The sequence below is a fragment of the Pseudomonas pisciculturae genome (assembly GCF_015461805.1).
In the GTDB taxonomy this organism is placed as follows: Bacteria; Pseudomonadota; Gammaproteobacteria; order Pseudomonadales; family Pseudomonadaceae; genus Aquipseudomonas; species Aquipseudomonas pisciculturae.
The window spans coordinates 174,056-192,452 of record NZ_JACVZE010000002.1 but is presented as its reverse complement, the minus strand read 5'-3'; the positions used below and the strand labels follow the sequence as shown (position 1 = coordinate 192,452).

Annotated in this window: 16 protein-coding genes; 10 read left to right on the top strand and 6 right to left on the bottom strand. The window is 60.1% G+C overall.

Annotated features, from left to right (window positions below; all coding sequences use genetic code 11):
• Positions 1–210 precede the first annotated feature (210 nt).
• Positions 211–1,401 (bottom strand): methionine adenosyltransferase, encoded by a 1,191-nt coding sequence (metK, locus tag ICY20_RS06505; protein WP_122488816.1) that lies wholly within the window; start codon positions 1,399–1,401, stop codon positions 211–213.
• 18 nt (positions 1,402–1,419) lie between these two features.
• Positions 1,420–2,415 (bottom strand): ArsR/SmtB family transcription factor, encoded by a 996-nt coding sequence (locus tag ICY20_RS06500; RefSeq protein WP_159958041.1) that lies wholly within the window; start codon positions 2,413–2,415, stop codon positions 1,420–1,422.
• Between the two features lie 260 nt (positions 2,416–2,675).
• Between ICY20_RS06500 and tkt the strand changes: the two genes are divergently transcribed.
• From tkt to fba, 6 genes are all read left to right on the top strand, one after another.
• Positions 2,676–4,673, top strand: coding sequence for a transketolase (tkt, locus tag ICY20_RS06495; RefSeq protein ID WP_194937173.1), 1,998 nt, complete (start codon positions 2,676–2,678; stop codon positions 4,671–4,673).
• A gap of 138 nt (positions 4,674–4,811) precedes the next feature.
• On the top strand, positions 4,812–5,867 hold the full coding sequence (gene epd, locus ICY20_RS06490; protein WP_159958043.1) for an erythrose-4-phosphate dehydrogenase: 1,056 nt from the start codon (positions 4,812–4,814) through the stop codon (positions 5,865–5,867).
• A 17-nt stretch (positions 5,868–5,884) separates the two neighbouring features.
• On the top strand, positions 5,885–7,048 hold the full coding sequence (locus ICY20_RS06485; protein WP_159958045.1) for a phosphoglycerate kinase: 1,164 nt from the start codon (positions 5,885–5,887) through the stop codon (positions 7,046–7,048).
• A 32-nt stretch (positions 7,049–7,080) separates the two neighbouring features.
• Positions 7,081–7,311, top strand: a complete 231-nt coding sequence (locus tag ICY20_RS06480) for a hypothetical protein (protein WP_159958047.1) — start codon at positions 7,081–7,083, stop codon at positions 7,309–7,311.
• Positions 7,312–7,358: 47 nt separating this feature from the next.
• Positions 7,359–7,694, top strand: a complete 336-nt coding sequence (locus tag ICY20_RS06475; RefSeq protein ID WP_159958049.1) for an MliC family protein — start codon at positions 7,359–7,361, stop codon at positions 7,692–7,694.
• A 282-nt stretch (positions 7,695–7,976) separates the two neighbouring features.
• Positions 7,977–9,041 (top strand): class II fructose-bisphosphate aldolase, encoded by a 1,065-nt coding sequence (gene fba / locus ICY20_RS06470; RefSeq protein WP_122488823.1) that lies wholly within the window; start codon positions 7,977–7,979, stop codon positions 9,039–9,041.
• Between the two features lie 178 nt (positions 9,042–9,219).
• Here fba and alr read toward each other — a convergent pair whose 3' ends face one another.
• Both alr and ICY20_RS06460 read right to left on the bottom strand, forming a co-directional pair.
• A complete protein-coding gene (alr, locus tag ICY20_RS06465; protein WP_194937172.1) occupies positions 9,220–10,449 on the bottom strand; it encodes an alanine racemase in 1,230 nt (409 codons plus the stop codon).
• A 143-nt stretch (positions 10,450–10,592) separates the two neighbouring features.
• A complete protein-coding gene (locus ICY20_RS06460) occupies positions 10,593–11,258 on the bottom strand; it encodes a polysaccharide lyase family 7 protein (RefSeq protein ID WP_159958053.1) in 666 nt (221 codons plus the stop codon).
• 310 nt (positions 11,259–11,568) lie between these two features.
• On the opposite strand from ICY20_RS06460, the gene ICY20_RS06455 reads away from it, so the two are divergent.
• Genes ICY20_RS06455 through ICY20_RS06445 form a run of 3 tightly spaced genes read left to right on the top strand, consistent with a single transcriptional unit; the run spans position 11,569 to position 14,533 of the window.
• A complete protein-coding gene (locus ICY20_RS06455) occupies positions 11,569–13,674 on the top strand; it encodes a putative bifunctional diguanylate cyclase/phosphodiesterase (RefSeq protein WP_159958055.1) in 2,106 nt (701 codons plus the stop codon).
• A 42-nt stretch (positions 13,675–13,716) separates the two neighbouring features.
• Complete coding sequence (locus tag ICY20_RS06450; RefSeq protein WP_194937171.1) at positions 13,717–14,217, top strand: M48 metallopeptidase family protein; 501 nt, start codon at positions 13,717–13,719, stop codon at positions 14,215–14,217.
• A gap of 19 nt (positions 14,218–14,236) precedes the next feature.
• On the top strand, positions 14,237–14,533 hold the full coding sequence (locus ICY20_RS06445) for a winged helix-turn-helix domain-containing protein (RefSeq protein ID WP_194937170.1): 297 nt from the start codon (positions 14,237–14,239) through the stop codon (positions 14,531–14,533).
• 137 nt (positions 14,534–14,670) lie between these two features.
• On the opposite strand, the gene ICY20_RS06440 is transcribed toward ICY20_RS06445, so the two are convergent.
• Positions 14,671–15,123 (bottom strand): GNAT family N-acetyltransferase, encoded by a 453-nt coding sequence (locus ICY20_RS06440; RefSeq protein ID WP_194937169.1) that lies wholly within the window; start codon positions 15,121–15,123, stop codon positions 14,671–14,673.
• Positions 15,124–15,299: 176 nt separating this feature from the next.
• On the opposite strand from ICY20_RS06440, the gene ICY20_RS06435 reads away from it, so the two are divergent.
• Complete coding sequence (locus ICY20_RS06435) at positions 15,300–16,037, top strand: substrate-binding periplasmic protein (protein WP_159958063.1); 738 nt, start codon at positions 15,300–15,302, stop codon at positions 16,035–16,037.
• Positions 16,038–16,141: 104 nt separating this feature from the next.
• Here the strand turns inward: ICY20_RS06435 and yccS are convergent, their stop codons facing one another.
• On the bottom strand, positions 16,142–18,325 hold the full coding sequence (yccS, locus tag ICY20_RS06430) for a YccS family putative transporter (RefSeq protein ID WP_159958065.1): 2,184 nt from the start codon (positions 18,323–18,325) through the stop codon (positions 16,142–16,144).
• Between the last annotated feature and the right edge of the window lie 72 nt (positions 18,326–18,397).

Genomic DNA, 18,397 nt, shown 5'->3' with positions numbered 1-18,397 from the left:
CAATGTTCGATTGCCTGCGCGCGTTTGGGTCCCGGGCTGGCGCAGGGCAATATCCAAATAAGGTGAAGGGCCCGAGAGGGCGCGGATTCTAGTGGGCCATCATTGGGCCTGCAAGGTTTGGATCCAAAAAATGTGAACGTTCCCGCGAATCATCCGGCAATAAAAAGCCCCGCCGGGCGAACCCGGCAGGGCTTTGGGTGTTGCGGGCTATTACAGGCCGGCAGCGACGCGAAGGTCGTTGGCGCGGTCGGTTTTTTCCCAGGTGAACGTGGTGAAGGTGTCGTCGCCAACGGTCTTCTGTGCAGGGGTACGACCGAAGTGGCCGTAGGCTGCGGTTTCCTGGTACATCGGGTGCAGCAGGTCGAGCATGGTGGTGATCGCGTAAGGACGCAGGTCGAAGATCTCGCGCACCAACTTGACGATCTTGTCATCGCTGATCTTGCCGGTGCCGAAGGTGTTCAGCGAGATCGACGTAGGCTGGGCCACACCAATCGCGTAGGAAACCTGGATCTCGCAACGCTCGGCCAGGCCAGCCGCCACGATGTTCTTGGCTACGTAACGACCGGCGTAGGCCGCCGAACGGTCAACCTTGGATGGGTCTTTACCCGAGAACGCGCCGCCGCCGTGACGGGCCATGCCGCCGTAGCTGTCGACGATGATCTTGCGACCGGTCAGGCCGCAGTCGCCCACCGGGCCGCCGATGATGAACTGGCCAGTCGGGTTGATGTGGAACTGGGTGTCCTTGCTCAGCAGCTCGGCCGGCAGCACGTGCTTGACGATCAGCTCCATGACGCCTTCGCGCAGGTCAGCGTAGGAAACGTCCGGGTTGTGCTGGGTCGACAGTACAACGGCGTCGATGCCGACCACCTTGCCGCCTTCGTAACGGCAGGTCACCTGGGACTTGGCGTCCGGGCGCAGCCACGGCAGCAGGCCGGATTTACGGGCTTCGGCCTGGCGCTGCACCAGTTGGTGCGAGAACGTGATCGGTGCTGGCATCAGCACGTCGGTTTCGTTGCTGGCGTAGCCGAACATCAGGCCCTGGTCACCGGCGCCTTGATCTTCTGGCTTGGCACGGTCAACACCCTGGTTGATGTCGGGGGACTGCTTGCCGATGATATTCATCACGCCGCACGTGGCGCCGTCAAAACCAACGTCGGAACTGGTGTAGCCGATGTCGGTGATTACGTCACGAACGATCTGCTCCAGGTCAACCCAGGCGGTGGTGGTCACTTCGCCAGCGATGATTGCTACACCGGTTTTCACCAGAGTCTCGCACGCCACACGGGCGAACTTGTCTTCAGCAATGATGGCGTCCAGCACCGCGTCGGAAATCTGGTCGGCGATTTTGTCCGGATGCCCTTCAGACACGGACTCGGAGGTGAAAAGGGAGTATTCGCTCATCTCGATGTTTTCCTGATTTTACCGATGGTGAGTGTCGCCAGCCGGTCGCTGAAAGTGGCGGACCTGGATCTGGAAACCATTACGTAAACCTACATAGAGGCTTTCCCCGGGAACGAGTCCCGCAGCGGTGGCCCAACGGGCCAGATCATCCTGTTCAAAACCCAACCAGAGATCACCGCAGGCCTCCCTGGCCCAATTCTGGTTGTGGCTGCATAAATCTGTAACCAAGAGGCTACCGCCGGGGTGCAGCAGCCCGGCCATTTGCTTGAGGGCTTCGGCGGGTGCGGCGAAATGGTGCAAGACCATGTTCAGCACCACGCAATCGGCCTTGATAGTCGTGCTGTTGAGCGCGTCAGCCAACTGCAGGCTGACGTTGCCCAGTGCTTCGCGCTCGCACAGCTGGCGAGCCAGTTCGAGCATGGCCGGGCTGTTGTCCAGCGCCGTGACCTGTTGAAAGCGGCGTGCCAGCTCGGGCAGGAAACCGCCATCGCCGGGGCCAACTTCCAGCGCCGTGGCTTCATCACTGAAGCTCAGCTTGTCCAGCAGCGCCAGTACGCTGTCGCGGTACTGGGCCAGGCCGGCGATCAGGTCTTGTTGGGCTCGAAACTTCTCGGCAACCCGTGCGAAAAAGTCCTGGCTCGCCGCCGCGCGTTGCCCGTGGACCTGGCCGATGCGCGATTGCACATCAGTGGGCAGGCTCAGGCTGTCCACTTCTTCGAGCAGGGCCGCATGCAACTTGCCGCCCAGTAGTTCGGTGTGGGGCAGTGCACGACGATAAAAGATCGCATTGCCTTCGCGGCGTGTGGCTACCAGGTCGGCCTGGGCCAGCACCTTCAAGTGGTGGCTCATGCCGGACTGGCCGATGGCGAAGATCTGCGCCAGTTCCAATACACCGAAGGAATCGTTGGCCAGTGCGCGCAATACGTTCAAACGCAACGGTTCGCCAGCGGCCTTGCACAAGGCTGCCAGTTCTTCGCCGTCATCGGGACGCAGGGAGGGCATGGGTAGATTCATAGGGCCAGCAGTCTAGAGACGGGTGCAAGTCCAGGCAAGGCCAATATCAAAAAGTTTTGATATTGATCGATAAGCGGCGGTTATAAGCAGCCGCTATAACCTTTCGACGAACCAGTGGCGGGTTTCTGCAAGGGATTGGCGCGCAAACGGCAGGAAAAACGTCTTCAAGTGACTATCTGTCATTGCCCGCAGGCGGTGGCTGAGGGAAAATGCCGGTCCTTTTTTCCGTTTCTTTATATGCAAACCCCAGGAGATCAGCGATGCCCAGCCGTCGTGAGCGTGCCAACGCCATTCGTGCCCTCAGCATGGATGCCGTGCAAAAAGCCAACAGCGGCCATCCAGGTGCCCCGATGGGCATGGCGGATATCGCCGAGGTACTTTGGCGTGACTACCTGAAACACAACCCGACCAATCCATCGTTCGCCGACCGTGACCGCTTCGTGCTGTCCAACGGCCATGGCTCGATGTTGATCTATTCGCTGCTGCACCTGACCGGCTACGACGTCACTATCGACGACCTGAAAAGCTTCCGTCAGTTGCACAGCCGCACGCCGGGTCACCCGGAATTCGGCTACACCCCAGGCGTCGAGACCACCACCGGTCCCCTGGGCCAAGGCCTGGCTAACGCCGTTGGTTTTGCGTTGGCTGAAAAAGTACTAGGCGCGCAGTTCAACCGCCCTGGTCACGACATCGTCGACCACCACACCTACGTGTTCCTGGGTGATGGCTGCATGATGGAAGGCATTTCCCACGAAGTCGCTTCCCTGGCCGGTACCCTGGGCCTGGGCAAGCTGATCGCCTTCTACGATGACAACGGTATCTCCATCGACGGCGAAGTCGAAGGCTGGTTCACCGATGACACCCCTAAGCGTTTCGAAGCCTACAACTGGCAGGTAATCCGCAACGTTGACGGCCACGATCCAGAAGAGATCAAGACCGCCATCGAGACCGCTCGCAAGAGCGCGCAGCCGACCCTGATCTGCTGCAAGACCACCATCGGCTTCGGTTCGCCGAACAAGCAAGGTAAAGAAGACTGCCACGGCGCCCCACTGGGTGACGCGGAAATCGCCTTGACCCGTGAAGCGCTGAAGTGGAACCACGGCCCGTTCGAAATCCCGGCCGACATCTATGCCGAGTGGGATGCCAAGGAAAAAGGCCTGGCCGCCGAAGCCGAGTGGGACCAGCGTTTCGCTGCCTACTCCGCCGAATTCCCAGTGCTGGCCAACGAGCTGGTACGCCGCCTTGCCGGTGACCTGCCTGCCGATTTCTCGGAAAAAGCCTCGGCCTATATCGCCGAAGTCGCGGCCAAGGGCGAGACCATTGCCAGCCGTAAAGCCAGCCAGAACACCCTGAACGCCTTTGGCCCGCTGCTGCCTGAGATCCTCGGCGGTTCGGCTGACCTGGCCGGTTCCAACCTGACCCTGTGGAAAGGCTGCAAAGGCGTGTCGGCTGAAGACGCCAGCGGTAACTACATGTACTACGGCGTACGTGAGTTCGGCATGAGCGCCATCATGAACGGCGTGTCCCTGCACGGTGGCCTGGTGCCTTACGGCGCGACCTTCCTGATGTTCATGGAATACGCCCGTAACGCCGTACGTATGGCCGCGCTGATGAAAAAACGCGTGATCCATGTGTACACCCACGACTCCATCGGCCTGGGCGAAGACGGCCCGACGCACCAGCCGGTCGAGCAACTGACCAGCCTGCGTACCACGCCGAACCTGGACACCTGGCGCCCAGCCGACGCGGTTGAATCTGCCGTGGCCTGGAAGCACGCCATTGAGCGTAAAGACGGCCCTTCGGCGCTGATCTTCTCCCGTCAAAACCTGCAACACCAAGTGCGTACCGACGCGCAGATCGCCGACATCGCTCGTGGCGGTTATGTGCTCAAAGACTGCGACGGCGAGCCGGAGCTGATTCTGATCTCCACCGGTTCCGAAGTGGGTCTGACCGTTCAGGCGTACGACAAGCTGACCGAACAAGGCCGCAAGGTGCGTGTGGTTTCCATCCCGTGCACCAGCGTGTTCGACGCCCAGGACGCCGGCTACAAGCAATCGGTATTGCCGTTGCAGGTCAGCGCGCGTATCGCTATCGAAGCGGCTCACGCCGACTACTGGTACAAATACGTGGGCCTGGAAGGTCGCGTAATCGGCATGACCACCTACGGTGAGTCGGCGCCGGCGCCAGCGTTGTTCGAAGAGTTCGGTTTCACCCTGGACAACATCCTGGGTCAGGCTGAAGAGCTGCTGGAAGACTAAGTCAGTCTGCGTTGTCTGAACTGACGCCATCGCGGGCAAGCCCGCTCCCACATTTGGATCGCGGTCTAATGTGGGAGCGGGCTTGCCCGCGATAGCGTCTGTGCATTCAACACCGAACTAACCTTGATCGAGAACCCCATGCCCCAACCGCGTCCCTACAAAGTTGCACTCAACGGCTACGGCCGCATTGGTCGTTGCGTCTTGCGTGCGCTGTTCGAGCGAGGGGCGGCAGCCGGGTTTGAAATTGTCGCGATCAATGATCTGGCCGACATGGCCAGCATCGAATACCTGACACGCTTTGACTCCACCCACGGCCGCTTCCCCGGCGAAGTGCGGGTTGAAGACGACTGTCTGCATATTAATGGCAACTGCGTGAAGGTCTTGCGCAGTGCCACCCCCGAAGGCATCGATTGGAAGGCGCTGGGCGTCGACCTGGTGCTGGAATGTTCCGGTGTTTATCACACCCGTGCCGACGGCCAGCGTTTCCTGGATGCCGGCGCGCCGCGTGTGCTGTTTTCCCAGCCGATGGCCAGCGAGGCAGATGTCGACGCCACCATCGTCTACGGCATCAACCAGGATTGCCTGACCGGCGATGAGTTGCTGGTGTCCAACGCCTCCTGCACCACCAACTGCAGCGTGCCGCTGTTGCGCCTGCTGGATCAGGCGATTGGCCTGGACTACGTGTCGATCACCACCATTCACTCGGCGATGAACGACCAGCCGGTAATCGACGCTTACCATCACGAAGACCTGCGCCGCACACGCTCGGCGTTTCAGTCAGTGATTCCGGTGTCTACAGGCCTTGCGCGCGGCATCGAACGACTGCTGCCGGAACTTGCCGGGCGAATCCAGGCCAAAGCCGTACGGGTGCCGACGGTGAACGTGTCCTGCCTGGACATCACCATGCAAACCGTCAGCGATACCGATGCGACGGAGGTCAACCGGATTTTGCGCGACGCCGCCACCAGTGGCCCGCTCAAAGGCTTGCTGGCCTACACCGAGTTGCCTCACGCCAGTTGTGATTTCAACCACGACCCGCATTCGGCGATCGTCGATGCCAGCCAAACCCGCGTTTCCGGCCCCAGGTTGGTGAACATCCTGGCCTGGTTCGACAACGAATGGGGTTTTGCCAACCGTATGTTGGATGTTGCAGGCCACTATCTGCACATCGCTAATAAACAACCTCAACAGTAATTCAGGAACTGCGACCCATGACCGTGTTGAAGATGACCGACCTCGATCTGCAAGGTAAGCGCGTACTGATCCGCGAAGACCTCAACGTCCCAGTCAAGGACGGTGTTGTCACCAGCGATGCGCGAATCCTGGCCTCGCTGCCGACCATCAAGCTGGCCCTGGAAAAAGGCGCGGCCGTGATGGTCTGTTCCCACTTGGGTCGCCCGACCGAAGGTGAGTTCTCCGCCGAAAACAGCCTCAAGCCTGTAGCCGATTACCTCAGCAAAGCCTTGGGCCGCGACGTGCCGCTGGTGGCTGACTACCTGGCTGGCGTTGACGTGAAAGCTGGCGACATCGTGCTGTTCGAAAACGTGCGCTTCAACAAGGGCGAGAAAAAGAACAGCGACGAACTGGCCCAGCAATACGCTGCGCTGTGCGACGTGTTTGTGATGGACGCTTTCGGCACCGCGCACCGCGCCGAAGGCTCGACCCACGGCGTGGCCAAGTTCGCCAAGGTTGCGGCGGCTGGCCCACTGTTGGCCGCTGAACTGGATGCACTGGGCAAGGCCTTGGGCGCCCCGGCGCAGCCAATGGCGGCGATCGTTGCCGGCTCCAAAGTGTCCACCAAGCTGGACGTGCTCAACAGTCTCAGCACCATCTGCAACCAACTGATTGTCGGCGGCGGCATTGCCAACACCTTCCTGGCCGCAGCCGGTCACCCGGTGGGCAAGTCCCTGTACGAGCCGGACCTGCTGGACACCGCCCGTGCCATCGCTGCCAAAGTCAGCGTGCCATTGCCGGTAGACGTTGTAGTCGCCAAAGAATTCGCCGAAAGCGCCGAAGCCACCGTCAAGCTGATCGCGGATGTGGCTGCCGACGACATGATTTTGGACATTGGCCCGCAAACGGCTGCCAACTTCGCCGAACTGCTGAAAGCCTCCCAGACCATTCTGTGGAACGGCCCGGTAGGCGTATTTGAGTTCGACCAGTTTGGCAACGGCACCAAGGTGCTGGCCAAGGCCATCGCTGAAAGCTCGGCATTTTCCATTGCCGGCGGCGGCGACACCCTGGCGGCCATCGATAAATATGGCGTGGCTGACCAGATCTCCTACATTTCTACCGGTGGCGGCGCGTTCCTCGAATTCGTCGAAGGCAAAGTGCTGCCGGCCGTTGAAGTGCTGGAAAGCCGAGCTAAGGGTTAAGGCGCGAGATGATCCGGAAAAGGAGCATTCCCATGATCAAGTCGTTGGCACTGGTGATTGCAGCGGGCCTGCTGGCTGGCTGCGGCAGCACGCCAAATGCGACGCCTGGGGCTGGGAATCAGCCTGGCGCGGCGCAGAAAAAAGGCTGCTACCAGGCTGACTGGCAAGCCGAGACCATGCCGGTGATCAACAAGCGCATCGGCAATGAGCGGTTGGAGAGATACGACGCCGCGCCCAACGGTCAGGAACAGGGCTGCCCTTGACGGGTCTGATCAATTGGCGGCCACGGGTCGCCCTACGAGGATTGGCAATGAAAGGCGTTTTCGCCCTGGCTGCATTGGCCCTGTTGGCCGGTTGCAGCAGCATGAACATGTTCACTAGCAAAGCAGAGCCTGCCGACAAGTGGACCACTTGGACTTGCGACAGCAAGGCCGAGGTCAACTGGCGCTTTGCCAACCAAGCTAAATCCGAGGTGGATGTACGCCTCGGCGGTTCCGACCAGGTTTATCGCCTGAAGCAGGACGTTGCCGCCTCGGGTGTGCTGTATGCCAACGACCAATTGGCGTTTCACACAAAAGGCGAGGAAGGCCTGGTTTACTGGGTGGCCACCGATGATTTGATCGGCCGTGGCTGCAAGGCTCAGTAGAAAGAACACGATCTCAAGAGAGATGAGATCCAAATGTGGGAGGGGGCTTGCTCCCGATAGCGGTTTGTCAGACACCTGTGTGCTGGCTGATCCACTGTCATCGGGAGCAAGCCCCCTCCCACAGTAAATCCGGTTCCAAATTGGCATAAGTTGCGAACCGGACACTGCAATAACGATTCAGCAAGCCAGGCCTGCAAACCCTGGCCTGCAATAACTTGAATAGCAGCCGCCGCTACGGCAGGCTTGCACGATTAACGACCCTCGACCGGGAGAGACAACACAATGGCACTTATCAGCATGCGTCAAATGCTGGACCACGCAGCCGAATACGGCTACGGCGTCCCAGCCTTTAACGTCAACAACCTTGAGCAGATGCGCGCCATCATGGAAGCCGCTGACAAGACCGACTCCCCCGTCATCGTCCAGGCTTCGGCCGGTGCGCGCAAATACGCTGGCGCCCCGTTCCTGCGTCACCTGATTCTCGCCGCAATCGAAGAATTCCCGCACATCCCGGTGTGCATGCACCAGGACCACGGCACCAGCCCTGACGTGTGCCAGCGCTCGATCCAACTGGGCTTCAGCTCGGTGATGATGGACGGCTCCCTTGGCGAAGACGGCAAGACCCCAACCGACTACGAGTACAACGTACGCGTTACCCAACAAACCGTCGCGCTGGCTCACGCCTGCGGCGTTTCGGTTGAAGGCGAGCTGGGCTGCCTGGGTTCGCTTGAAACCGGCATGGCCGGCGAAGAAGACGGCATCGGCGCCGAAGGCGTGCTGGATCACAGCCAAATGCTGACCGACCCGGAAGAAGCCGCTGACTTCGTGAAAAAGACCCAAGTTGACGCCCTGGCCATCGCCATCGGCACCAGCCACGGCGCCTACAAGTTCACCAAGCCACCGACTGGCGACGTGCTGGCCATCGACCGCATCAAAGAAATCCACAAGCGCATCCCCAACACCCACCTGGTGATGCACGGTTCTTCCTCGGTACCGCAAGAATGGCTGGCGATCATCAACCAGTACGGCGGCGACATCAAAGAAACCTACGGCGTACCGGTTGAAGAAATCGTCGAAGGCATCAAGCACGGCGTGCGCAAGGTCAACATCGACACCGACCTGCGCTTGGCATCCACCGGTGCGATGCGTCGTCTGATGGCCACCAACCCAAGCGAGTTCGACCCGCGTAAATTCTTCGGCGCGACCGTAACGGCGATGCGTGATGTGTGTATCGCACGCTATGAAGCGTTTGGTACTGCGGGTAATGGTTCGAAGATCAAGCCGATCTCGCTGGAAGCTATGTACCAGCGTTACCTGAAAGGTGAGTTGAACGCCAAGGTCAACTAAGCCTCAGGTGTTTGAAAAGGAGCCCGCAGTGATGCGGGTTTTTTTGTGGCTGCGGTTTGGCTAAGGGAAGTAGCAACACGCAGAACCCCTGTGGGAGCCGGGCAAGCCCGGCTCCCACATTTGAACTGTGGTGTTTGTCCGCGAGCGATCCCGGCGGACACCGGAGGATGCCTACGCGTTATTTATCCACCAGCACTTTTGGATTGGAATTGCCCCACACGGTATAAAGATCCGCCAACAACGCTCCGTTGATATCTTCAACTTCCGCCTGGGTCGTTTGCACAGTGCCCTGCTTGCCAAACAACACCACCTCATCCCCGCTCTTCACCGTGGGCACATCGGTCACGTCCACCATCAGCGTATTCATCGACACCTTGCCCACCACTGGCACGCGGTGCCCGTTGATCAGCACGATGCCTTTGTTGGTAAACGCGCGACGATAGCCGTCGGAGTAGCCAACGGTGATGTTGGCCAGTTTCGAATCCCGCGCCAGGGTGTAGGTGCGGTCATAGCCCACGGTGTTGCCTTTGGGGTAAGTGTTCACCGAGGCCACATGGGACTTGAACTGCATCACGCGTTGGTAAGCGGTGAAGGACGGCACCGTATCGCCAAACAGCAGGCCGCCTGGGCGCACCATGTCCAGGCGCGATTCAGGTACTTCCAAGGTCGCGAACGAGTTGGCCGCGTGCAGGGTGATCTTGCTGCGGTCCAGTTGGGCGACATTGATCAGCCACTGCGCCTGTTCGTTGAAGGCTTTGAGCCCTGCACGCACGTCGGCGGCGTCTTCGACGGCGAAGTGGGTCATGATCGCCTTCACTTCCAGGTTCGGCACTTTGGTGATGGCGACGGCATCACGACGGCCTTGAGGGGTGGTCATTTCTACGCCGTTGCGGCTCATGCCGCTGGAGTTCAGGCCCAGGTGCACCACCAGTGGGCGGCCGTGGTGCTCGGCGATCAGGCTGGCGCGCACGGCGAAGTCGAGGTTACCCACCAGTTCTTCGACGTTGTACGGCAGCGCGGCTTCGAGTTCGCTCAAAGCGGCGGTGCGTACGCGGATCAGTTGGCCCTTGAAGCCGCTTTCGCGCACCACACGAATCTCTTCGTTACTGGCGACGCCGACGCAGGGCACGCCCAGTTGAATGATCGAAGGCATCAGCAAGCCAATGCCATGGCCGTAGGCATCGGCCTTGAGCACGGCGCAGATTTTGGATTTGTCGGCGAGAGTGGTTTGCAGGGTGCGGATGTTGTGTTCGAACGCAGCTTTGCTGATTTCGACCCAGGCGTTGCTGTCCTGGGTGTGCACTTGCGCCACCCCGTCGGTCATCGACAGCGGCGGGGCGGCGAAGGTTGGGTTGTGCAGCAGAACCAGGCCCATGGACAGGGCGAGCAGGGAACGAGAGAAGGGCATTTGAGCAGTCTCCATGACTTTTCTTATCGAGGGCAGTGCGCGAGCGCGGCGCCATACTCGAATTGTCCTACAAGAAAGTCGAGGCCCTGGTCGCGGTTCTGTCCTAAAGCGTCGTGGTAGACATCGCTGAAGCGAATCAGCGTTTAGTCGTGGTCGATGTCCAGCTTGGCGAACGTCACCCGCGCGCCTTCCTTGCTGTTGCCGCTGTTGTCCTGCACATACGCGCCGGCCTTGAAATACAGCGGCTTGGCGCCCCAGGCCGCGCCGATGCGTTCGTTCCACTCGCCGTCCGCTGCGTACACGCTGAGTAATCCCGCTTTGTTGAGATTGATCACATAGGTGAAGCTCTTTTGCAGCGGCACATTGGACGCGACGATGACCACGCGGCTTTCGTCCTCATCCGGGCGCATGCGCACTTTGGCGACGATGTTGCCGGTTTGGGTTTTCTCCTTGAACTGATACTCCAGTTTGATCATCGGTTTCTGGCTGTCATAGGCATGAATCTGCCCAATGACAATCTTGCCGGAGGATGGCACTTGATCAACCTGCAGCGTGGCGCGCAGGAAGTTGTCGGCATCGGGGTAGGTCCAGTTACGCAGGCGACCATCGGCATAGGTCTCGCGTAACTCACTGCGTGGGTAGATGGCGTTTTCGGTGCGGGTTCCGGTGACGGGTGTCCAGAATTGCACGTTGCTGCCTTCGGCCTGGAAATATTGGTCATTGAAACCGCTCATCAGCTTGGGCGTGTCGATGGTCGCGGGCGGGGAGCCGACGGGAATGCTCAGGTTCCAGGTGGAAAGGTCGATCATGGCGTATGCCTTTTTACAGAAGGTGAAGGCTTTGGCCTGTGGGCCAGTCAGGTTCTTTATAGGTGGTGTTAACCAGATTGTTAAACAGTTGCTGGCAATTTATTGGCGCCAAGGGAATGCCAAAAAGCCATGTTTCCCATGAACCGTGGGCTGTGGGCACTGACCGTTAGTCGGCTTCCTGAAAATTGGCGCAATGATGGCACCGACGTTACTTCTGATTTTTTAGAACCGGGGCTAGAGTGAGGCCTCAGAGTTTGTCCGGGTTTTCTGTCAGAATTGACCGGAATAGCTCCCAAGGAAGAGACGTAGCATGGAATGCGCTCCAAACCCCGTCGATGGCAGCTCGGTTCTCTTGGTGGTCGATGACTACCCCGAAAACCTCGTCAGCATGCGTGCGCTTCTGCAGCGGGACGACTGGCAAGTGATCACCGCCGGCTCTGGGCTGGAAGCCCTTGAATTGTTGTTGGTGCACGAAGTTGACCTGGTGCTGCTGGATGTGAAGATGCCTGGCATGGATGGCTTTGAAGTGGCCCGCCTGATGCGGGGCAGCCAACGCACGCGGATGACGCCGATCATCTTTCTGAGCGCCAACGCCCAATCCCCCGCAGCGGTGCTGGAAGGTTATGCCAGCGGCGCCATCGATTACCTGTTCAAACCCTTCGACCCGCATATTCTCAAGCCCAAGGTCCAGGCCTTGCTGGAGCATCAGCGTAATCGCCGAGCCTTGCAGCGCCTGAGCCATGACTTGGAGTCGGCCCGCGCCTTCAATGCCTCGGTGCTGGATAACGCCGCCGAAGGCATCCTGGTGGTGGGCGAGGAGGGCGTGATCGAGTACGCCAACCCGGCGATCTCGCGTCTGCTCAACGCCAAGATAGATGAGCTGCAAGGCCAGGACTTTCTCAGTTTCCTGCAAAAGCCCCATATACCCACGTGGTTGGATTCACAGATGCACGCCGGTTACCGCAAGGGTGAAACCTGGCGCCTGCATGACGCGATCCTGCGCACGGGGCGCGGCCAACAGGTGCCGGTGGCCTTGTCGTGTGCGCCGCTGCCGGCCGAACAGAAAGCCATGGTGGTGACGGTGCTGGACATGTCCGAAGTGCGCCACCTGCACCAACAACTGGAGTTCCAGGCGGTCACCGACCCCCTGACGGGGCTGCTGAACCGGCGCGGCTTCTACCAGGCGGTGGAGAGTACCTTGCTGCGAGGCGAGCGGGGTGAGCAGTCCCTGGTGTTGCTGTACCTGGACCTGGATGGCTTTAAGCGGGTCAATGATTCTCTGGGGCATGACGCCGGTGACCGGGTGCTGCGCTGGGTTTCGGAGCAGTTGCAGGGTTGCCTTAATTCCTACGATATCCTCGGACGCATGGGCGGGGATGAATTTACGGCGTTGCTGGAGCTTGAGTTCCCCGAGCAGGCGGCAAAGATTGCGGAAAAGTTGATCGAACGGGTTTCGATCTGCCAGCAGGTAGACGGTCTGGATGTAATGCTTGGCGTCAGCATCGGCATCGCCACCTTCCCGGACTGCGGCTCGGACTTGAACGGGCTGCTGCGTGCGGCTGACATCGCCATGTATGAAGCCAAGCGCGCAGGGCGTCAGCAATATCGCTATTACGACCAGGAAATGAACGGTCGTGCCCGTTCACGCCTGATGCTGGAAGACAGCGTGCGCACGGCCATTCAAAACAAGGATTTCACCCTGGTCTACCAGCCACAGGTGTCACTGGTGGACGGCCGTTTGCGCGGCGTCGAGGCGCTGCTGCGCTGGCAGCACCCCAGCGTTGGCGACGTGCCGCCAGGACTCTTCTTGCCATTGTTGGAAGAGGCGCGGCTGATCAGCCAGCTGAGTGCGTGGATCTACCATCAGGTCGCCGCCCAGCGCCAGGCGTGGCAAGCCACCTTTGATGATGAATTGGTGCTGAGCGTGAGCCTGAGTAGCAACCAGTTCAACATGCCCAACCTGGCCAGCCAACTGCAGCAGGTACTCGAACGACATGGGTTGCAGGGCCGGCAACTGGAAGTGGAAATCAGCGAAGACAGCTTGATGAGCAACCTGGAAGAGGCGGCCAAGCAGCTCAAGTTGTTGCGCCAGATCGGCGTGCGTATTGCGCTGGATGACTTTGGCTCGGGCAACTGCTCGCTGTCTCACCTGCGCGACCTGGCGTTCGATACGCTGAAACTCGACCCGCAACTGGTGGCGCGCCTGCCAGGCTCGGTGCGCGATGCCGCAATGGCCCGCAGCATTATCGAGCTGTGCGGGCATTTTGATGTGTTGGTGGTCGCCGAAGGCGTGGACACCTTTGAACAAGCGCAGTGGCTCAAGGCCAATGGTTGCCCGTTTGTCCAGGGCTTATGGGCAGCGCAGCCGTTGATGGCCGACGAAGTCCCCGGCTGGTCGCACCCTCGCTTGCGCTGAATTCGCTACACTGGCGGCCATTCGAACCCTGTTGCCGACCCCATGACCGCGCTGAAATACCTCCAGGCCTACCCCCCGGCCCTTCAAGAACAAGTGCGCCAACTGATCGCCAAAGACCAGTTGGGCGCTTATCTGGAACAACGTTACCCCGAGCGTCACGCCGTGCAGAGCGACAAGGCCCTGTACGCTTACGCCCTGGCCTTGAAGCAGGAACACCTGCGTAACGCGCCGGCCATCGACAAAGTGCTGTTCGATAACCGCCTGGACCTGACCCACCGCGCCCTGGGCCTGCACACCACGATTTCGCGGGTGCAGGGCGCTAACCTCAAGTCCAAGAAAGAGATCCGCATTGCTGCGTTGTTCAAAGAGGCCGCACCCGAGTTCCTGCGCATGATCGTGGTACACGAACTGGCGCACTTCAAGGAGTCGGACCACAACAAGGCGTTCTACAAACTCTGTGAATACATGATGCCGGGCTACCATCAGGTGGAATTCGACCTGCGGGTGTACCTCACGTATCGCGACCTGCAGGGCAAGCCCTGACCGCACAAGGCGATTGACCATGGAAGTGAGCAAGACCAAAAGCAGTTTCTACCGCCGTCTGTATGTGGCGTATCTGATCGACAGCGGGCTGGCCAGTAATGTGCCGGCGCTGACCGAGGTGACTGGTATGCCCAGGCGTACGGCGCAGGACACCATTGCGGCCTTGGCTGACTTGGATATTGTGTGTGAGTTCGAGCAGGAAGACGGCGCGCGCAATCATGCGGGGCAGTATCGGATTCGCAGTTGGGGGGCGATTGATCGCAAGTGGATTGAGTTGAACCTGGATTCGGTGAAGCGGGTGTTGGGTTATCCCTGAAGATAGTGGGTGTTTGCACTGGCGCTATCGGGGGCAAGTCGAATCGTCGCACCGCCCCTCCCACATTTGACTGTATTCACATATCTAGATTTGTGAACCCAATCAGTGTGGGAGGGGGCTTGCCCCCGATGAGGCCCTCAAACCCGGCGCATACCTATATGCGGAATATCATCCTCAAGGTATTCCTCCCCCGCCACCACAAACCCGTACCGCCCGTAATACCCCTGCAAATGCGCCTGAGCTGACAGAAAAATCGGCGTCTCAGGCCAGATTTCTTCAATCTGCTTGAGTGTCTCTTCCATCATCTGATGCCCCAGCCCGGTGCCCCGCGCCACCGGCGCCACGATCACGCGGCCTACGACCACATCGCCGCCTTGGGATTCGGGGTCGAGCAAGCGCAGATAAGCCACCAATTGGTCGTCCTGCCAGGCCATCAGGTGGTGGGTGTCGCCGCCCAGGTCCTGCCCGTCGATGTCCTGGTAAACGCACTTTTGCTCAACGACAAACACCTCGCTGCGCAGGCGCAGGATGGCGTAAAGCTGTTCCTTGCCCAGATCGGTGTGATGTTTGCAGACCCATTCGACTGTCATGACGTGATCTCTTATAAGTGTCTGTTGCCGATAGTAAGCGCGGCGGCCGATTGTGTCTAAATCGGTTATTTTTGTGAGTGAAATCAATTTGCCATCATTGGGTGCATTCGCCGACCGTTTCTTTGTGTAATCTTGAGCTACTGTTAGAACCTCTGGGCCCGCCAAGGACGTTGAGCATGCCGCGATTGTTTCGTGCCGTTGCTTTGATTGGAGTGTTGTTGCTGGCCCAGCCGGCGTTAGCGCAGCGTTTACGTCTGGTCGCCGATGCCTGGCCCCCTTTTACCGATGCCACGTTGATCAATGGTGGCTTGGCGACCGATATTGTCAGCACGGCCCTGGCCCGCGCCGGCTACGCCAGTGACTTTGAACAGGTACCGTGGGCGCGTGCGCTGATGGGCGTGGGCGACGGGCGTTATGACGTGTTGGTCAATGCCTGGTACGACGATGCCCGCACGCAATTGGGGCAGTTCTCCGGCGAATACCTGCTTAACCGTGTGCGCTTTATCAAGCGCCGCGATGACCCCATCGAGTTCCAGAACCTTGAGCAATTGCACGACTACCCCATCGCCGTGGTGCGCGGCTACGCCTATTCGGCGGCGTTCGATCAGGACGCACAGTTGCAGAAAGTCCCGGTGCACAACTTCGCCATGGCCGCACGCATGCTGGCGGCCCAGCGAGTGCGGCTGACGGTGGAGGATGAGTATGTGGCGCGCTATTACCTGTCCCATGAATCGGCGCGGGTGCGCAATGCGGTGGAGTTTTTGCCCAAGCCGTTGAGCGAGAACAGCCTGCATATCCTGGTGAGCCTGAAAAACCCAGCGCATGAGCAGATCGTGGCTGGGTTTGATCGGGAGATCGCCAGGATGAAGGCGGATGGGAGTTATGCGCGGTTGATGAAGGCACATGGGATGTAGCGCTCTTGCGGGCCTCATCGCGGGCAAGCCCCCTCCCACACTTAACCCAGTACGCCCTTTGGAATGCAGTCGAATGTGGGAGGGGGCTTGCCCCCGATGGCGATCTAACCGGCGCTGGTGTCTTTGATCAAATGCGCAGCCAGCGTACGCAACGGCCCCAACTGCCGACAAATCAACGCCAACTGTGTCTGCACCAACCGTTGCCCTTCATCAATCTCATCCGGCATCTGCTCCAGATCCGCCGCCAGCGCTTCCTCGGCATCACTCTGGATCGCAATCGGCTGCTTGTTCGCCAGCCCCGTGGCAATTTCATCGATGCTGGCCGCCAGGGTGTTACCCGCCCCGTCGATCAAATGCTCACGCACCTCGGCCGGTAACTGAGTCTCGCGGTGTGCCCCCAGCCCTGACAAGTAACTGAGCAAGGTGTGCGACAGCACCAGGAAGCGGAAGCCCACATCGGCCTCCTTACGAAAGTGTCCCGGCTCCATGAGCATATTCGCCAGGGTGGTCGACAGCGCTGCATCCGCGTTATGTGCATTGCGCCTGGCCAGGCGGTAGGCCAGGTCGTCGCTCTTGCCCGCCGCGTATTGCTGCATGATCTGGCGCAGGTAGATGCTGTTGCAGGTCAGGGTGTTGGCCAGCACTTTGTTCAGGCGCCGGCCTTGCCAGTCGGGCAGGAACAGGAACACCGCCAGGCCTGCAATCAAACTGCCGAGCAAGGTATCGAACAGGCGCGGCAGGAACAGCCCGTAGCCATCGCCCACCTGGTTGAAGCAGAACAGCACCATCAAGGTGATGGCGGCCGTGGCCAAGGTGTAGCGGGTGGTACGGTTGATAAAGAACACCAGGCCGGCGGCGATGGCGAACATCGACTGCACCAGGGGGCTCGGGAATAGATCAAACAGCGCCCAGGCCACGGTCAGGCCGATGGCGGTGCCGATGATCCGCTGGCCGAGCTTGCGTCGGGTGGCACCGTAGTTGGGTTGGCACACGAATAGGGTGGTGAGGATGATCCAGTAACCCTGGGACGCGTGGATCGCATGCAACATGCCATAGCCCACCGTCAACGCCAGGGACAGGCGCAGCGCATGGCGGAACAGCAAAGACGTAGGCGTCATTTGGGTACGCAGGCGCGTCCACATTTCCTTAAGGTTGCGCGGGGCGCGGTCCAGCAGGTTGCTGTCGGTGGCATCGGCCAGGCTGTCGGGGTTGCTGGCGTCTCCCAGCAGGCGGTCGAGGGTCGACAGGTTGGCCGCCAGGGCGCGCAACGAGCGCAGCAGGCCACGCCAGGCCGGGTTGCTTTGGATACGCAAGTGCTCCAGGGATGCATTCAGGTCGCCCAAAGCCTCGGCGAAACTGTCGTCATAAATGAAGGGTTGGCGCAGTTGGATTGATTCGGCCAGGGCCTGGCACGCCTTGCCCTGCTGGCGCAGCAGGCGCTGACAGCGGAACAGCACATCGCTGTGAAAGAAGGCGTCGGCCAGCGCGTTGTAGGGATAGTGAGAGGAACTGGCGCGCTCGTGGATGTCCTGGGCGAGGAAGTACAGCTTCAGATACCGACTGACCTTCGACCCCGGTCGGCCATTGCCCACGCGGTGCAGAATGATTTCTTTCGCGGCGTTCAGCGCAGCGACCACACGGCCATTTTGTTGGGCCAATTCCAGGCGACGGGCCTCCACATCCAGCTGGCGGATCGGTTCAAACAATGAGGACTTGAGCTTGAGGTAGCGGCCCAATTCGCGGAACAACCGCGCCAGGCTCTGTTGCACTGGCTGGTTGGAAAACAGCGCCTGCCACAGCACCGACAGCGCGCCGTACCAGGCAGCGCCGGCCACCAGCAGCAGCGGTTCATGCCAGAAATCCGAGACCGCGCCGCCGCGCTGGTCCACGCCAATCATGGTGTACACCGACAGGATCAGCGTGGCCGAGGCAATCGCCCCGTAACGCTCGCCGAGGGCGCCGAGCATGGTCAGGCAGAAGGTGGCCAGGGCCAGGGAAATCGCGAAAATCCAGGGGTAGGGAAACAGCAATTCCACCGACAGCGCGGCGATGCTGAAACACACCAGGGTTACGGCAAGGGCATTGAGGCGGCCTTGCCAGCTGTCATCGGTCTCGGCCAGGGCGCTGGCGATAATCCCCAGGAACAACGGGATCAGCAGCGTCATCTCATCCTGATACCAGCACAGCGCCATGCTGCCGGTGAGGGCGATGAACACCCGAATGCTGTAGCTGAATTTATCCAGCGCCCAGAGACGGCGCAGGGACTGCTTGAACGAGGTCGATGACATGAAGGCTGGGGTCTTCCGGGACGATGCCGTTAAGTTGGCCCATCAGTGACGCCACGGCAAGGGTCACGATCA

Bases quoted from the DNA above. Each gene is read 5' to 3' on its own strand.
- metK (WP_122488816.1), bottom strand. From the start codon at position 1,401: ATGAGCGAATACTCCCTTTTCACCTCCGAGTCCGTGTCTGAAGGGCAT.
- ICY20_RS06500 (WP_159958041.1), bottom strand. From the start codon at position 2,415: ATGAATCTACCCATGCCCTCCCTGCGTCCCGATGACGGCGAAGAACTG.
- tkt (WP_194937173.1), top strand. From the start codon at position 2,676: ATGCCCAGCCGTCGTGAGCGTGCCAACGCCATTCGTGCCCTCAGCATG.
- epd (WP_159958043.1), top strand. From the start codon at position 4,812: ATGCCCCAACCGCGTCCCTACAAAGTTGCACTCAACGGCTACGGCCGC.
- ICY20_RS06485 (WP_159958045.1), top strand. From the start codon at position 5,885: ATGACCGTGTTGAAGATGACCGACCTCGATCTGCAAGGTAAGCGCGTA.
- ICY20_RS06480 (WP_159958047.1), top strand. From the start codon at position 7,081: ATGATCAAGTCGTTGGCACTGGTGATTGCAGCGGGCCTGCTGGCTGGC.
- ICY20_RS06475 (WP_159958049.1), top strand. From the start codon at position 7,359: ATGAAAGGCGTTTTCGCCCTGGCTGCATTGGCCCTGTTGGCCGGTTGC.
- fba (WP_122488823.1), top strand. From the start codon at position 7,977: ATGGCACTTATCAGCATGCGTCAAATGCTGGACCACGCAGCCGAATAC.
- alr (WP_194937172.1), bottom strand. From the start codon at position 10,449: ATGCCCTTCTCTCGTTCCCTGCTCGCCCTGTCCATGGGCCTGGTTCTG.
- ICY20_RS06460 (WP_159958053.1), bottom strand. From the start codon at position 11,258: ATGATCGACCTTTCCACCTGGAACCTGAGCATTCCCGTCGGCTCCCCG.
- ICY20_RS06455 (WP_159958055.1), top strand. From the start codon at position 11,569: ATGGAATGCGCTCCAAACCCCGTCGATGGCAGCTCGGTTCTCTTGGTG.
- ICY20_RS06450 (WP_194937171.1), top strand. From the start codon at position 13,717: ATGACCGCGCTGAAATACCTCCAGGCCTACCCCCCGGCCCTTCAAGAA.
- ICY20_RS06445 (WP_194937170.1), top strand. From the start codon at position 14,237: ATGGAAGTGAGCAAGACCAAAAGCAGTTTCTACCGCCGTCTGTATGTG.
- ICY20_RS06440 (WP_194937169.1), bottom strand. From the start codon at position 15,123: ATGACAGTCGAATGGGTCTGCAAACATCACACCGATCTGGGCAAGGAA.
- ICY20_RS06435 (WP_159958063.1), top strand. From the start codon at position 15,300: ATGCCGCGATTGTTTCGTGCCGTTGCTTTGATTGGAGTGTTGTTGCTG.
- yccS (WP_159958065.1), bottom strand. From the start codon at position 18,325: ATGTCATCGACCTCGTTCAAGCAGTCCCTGCGCCGTCTCTGGGCGCTG.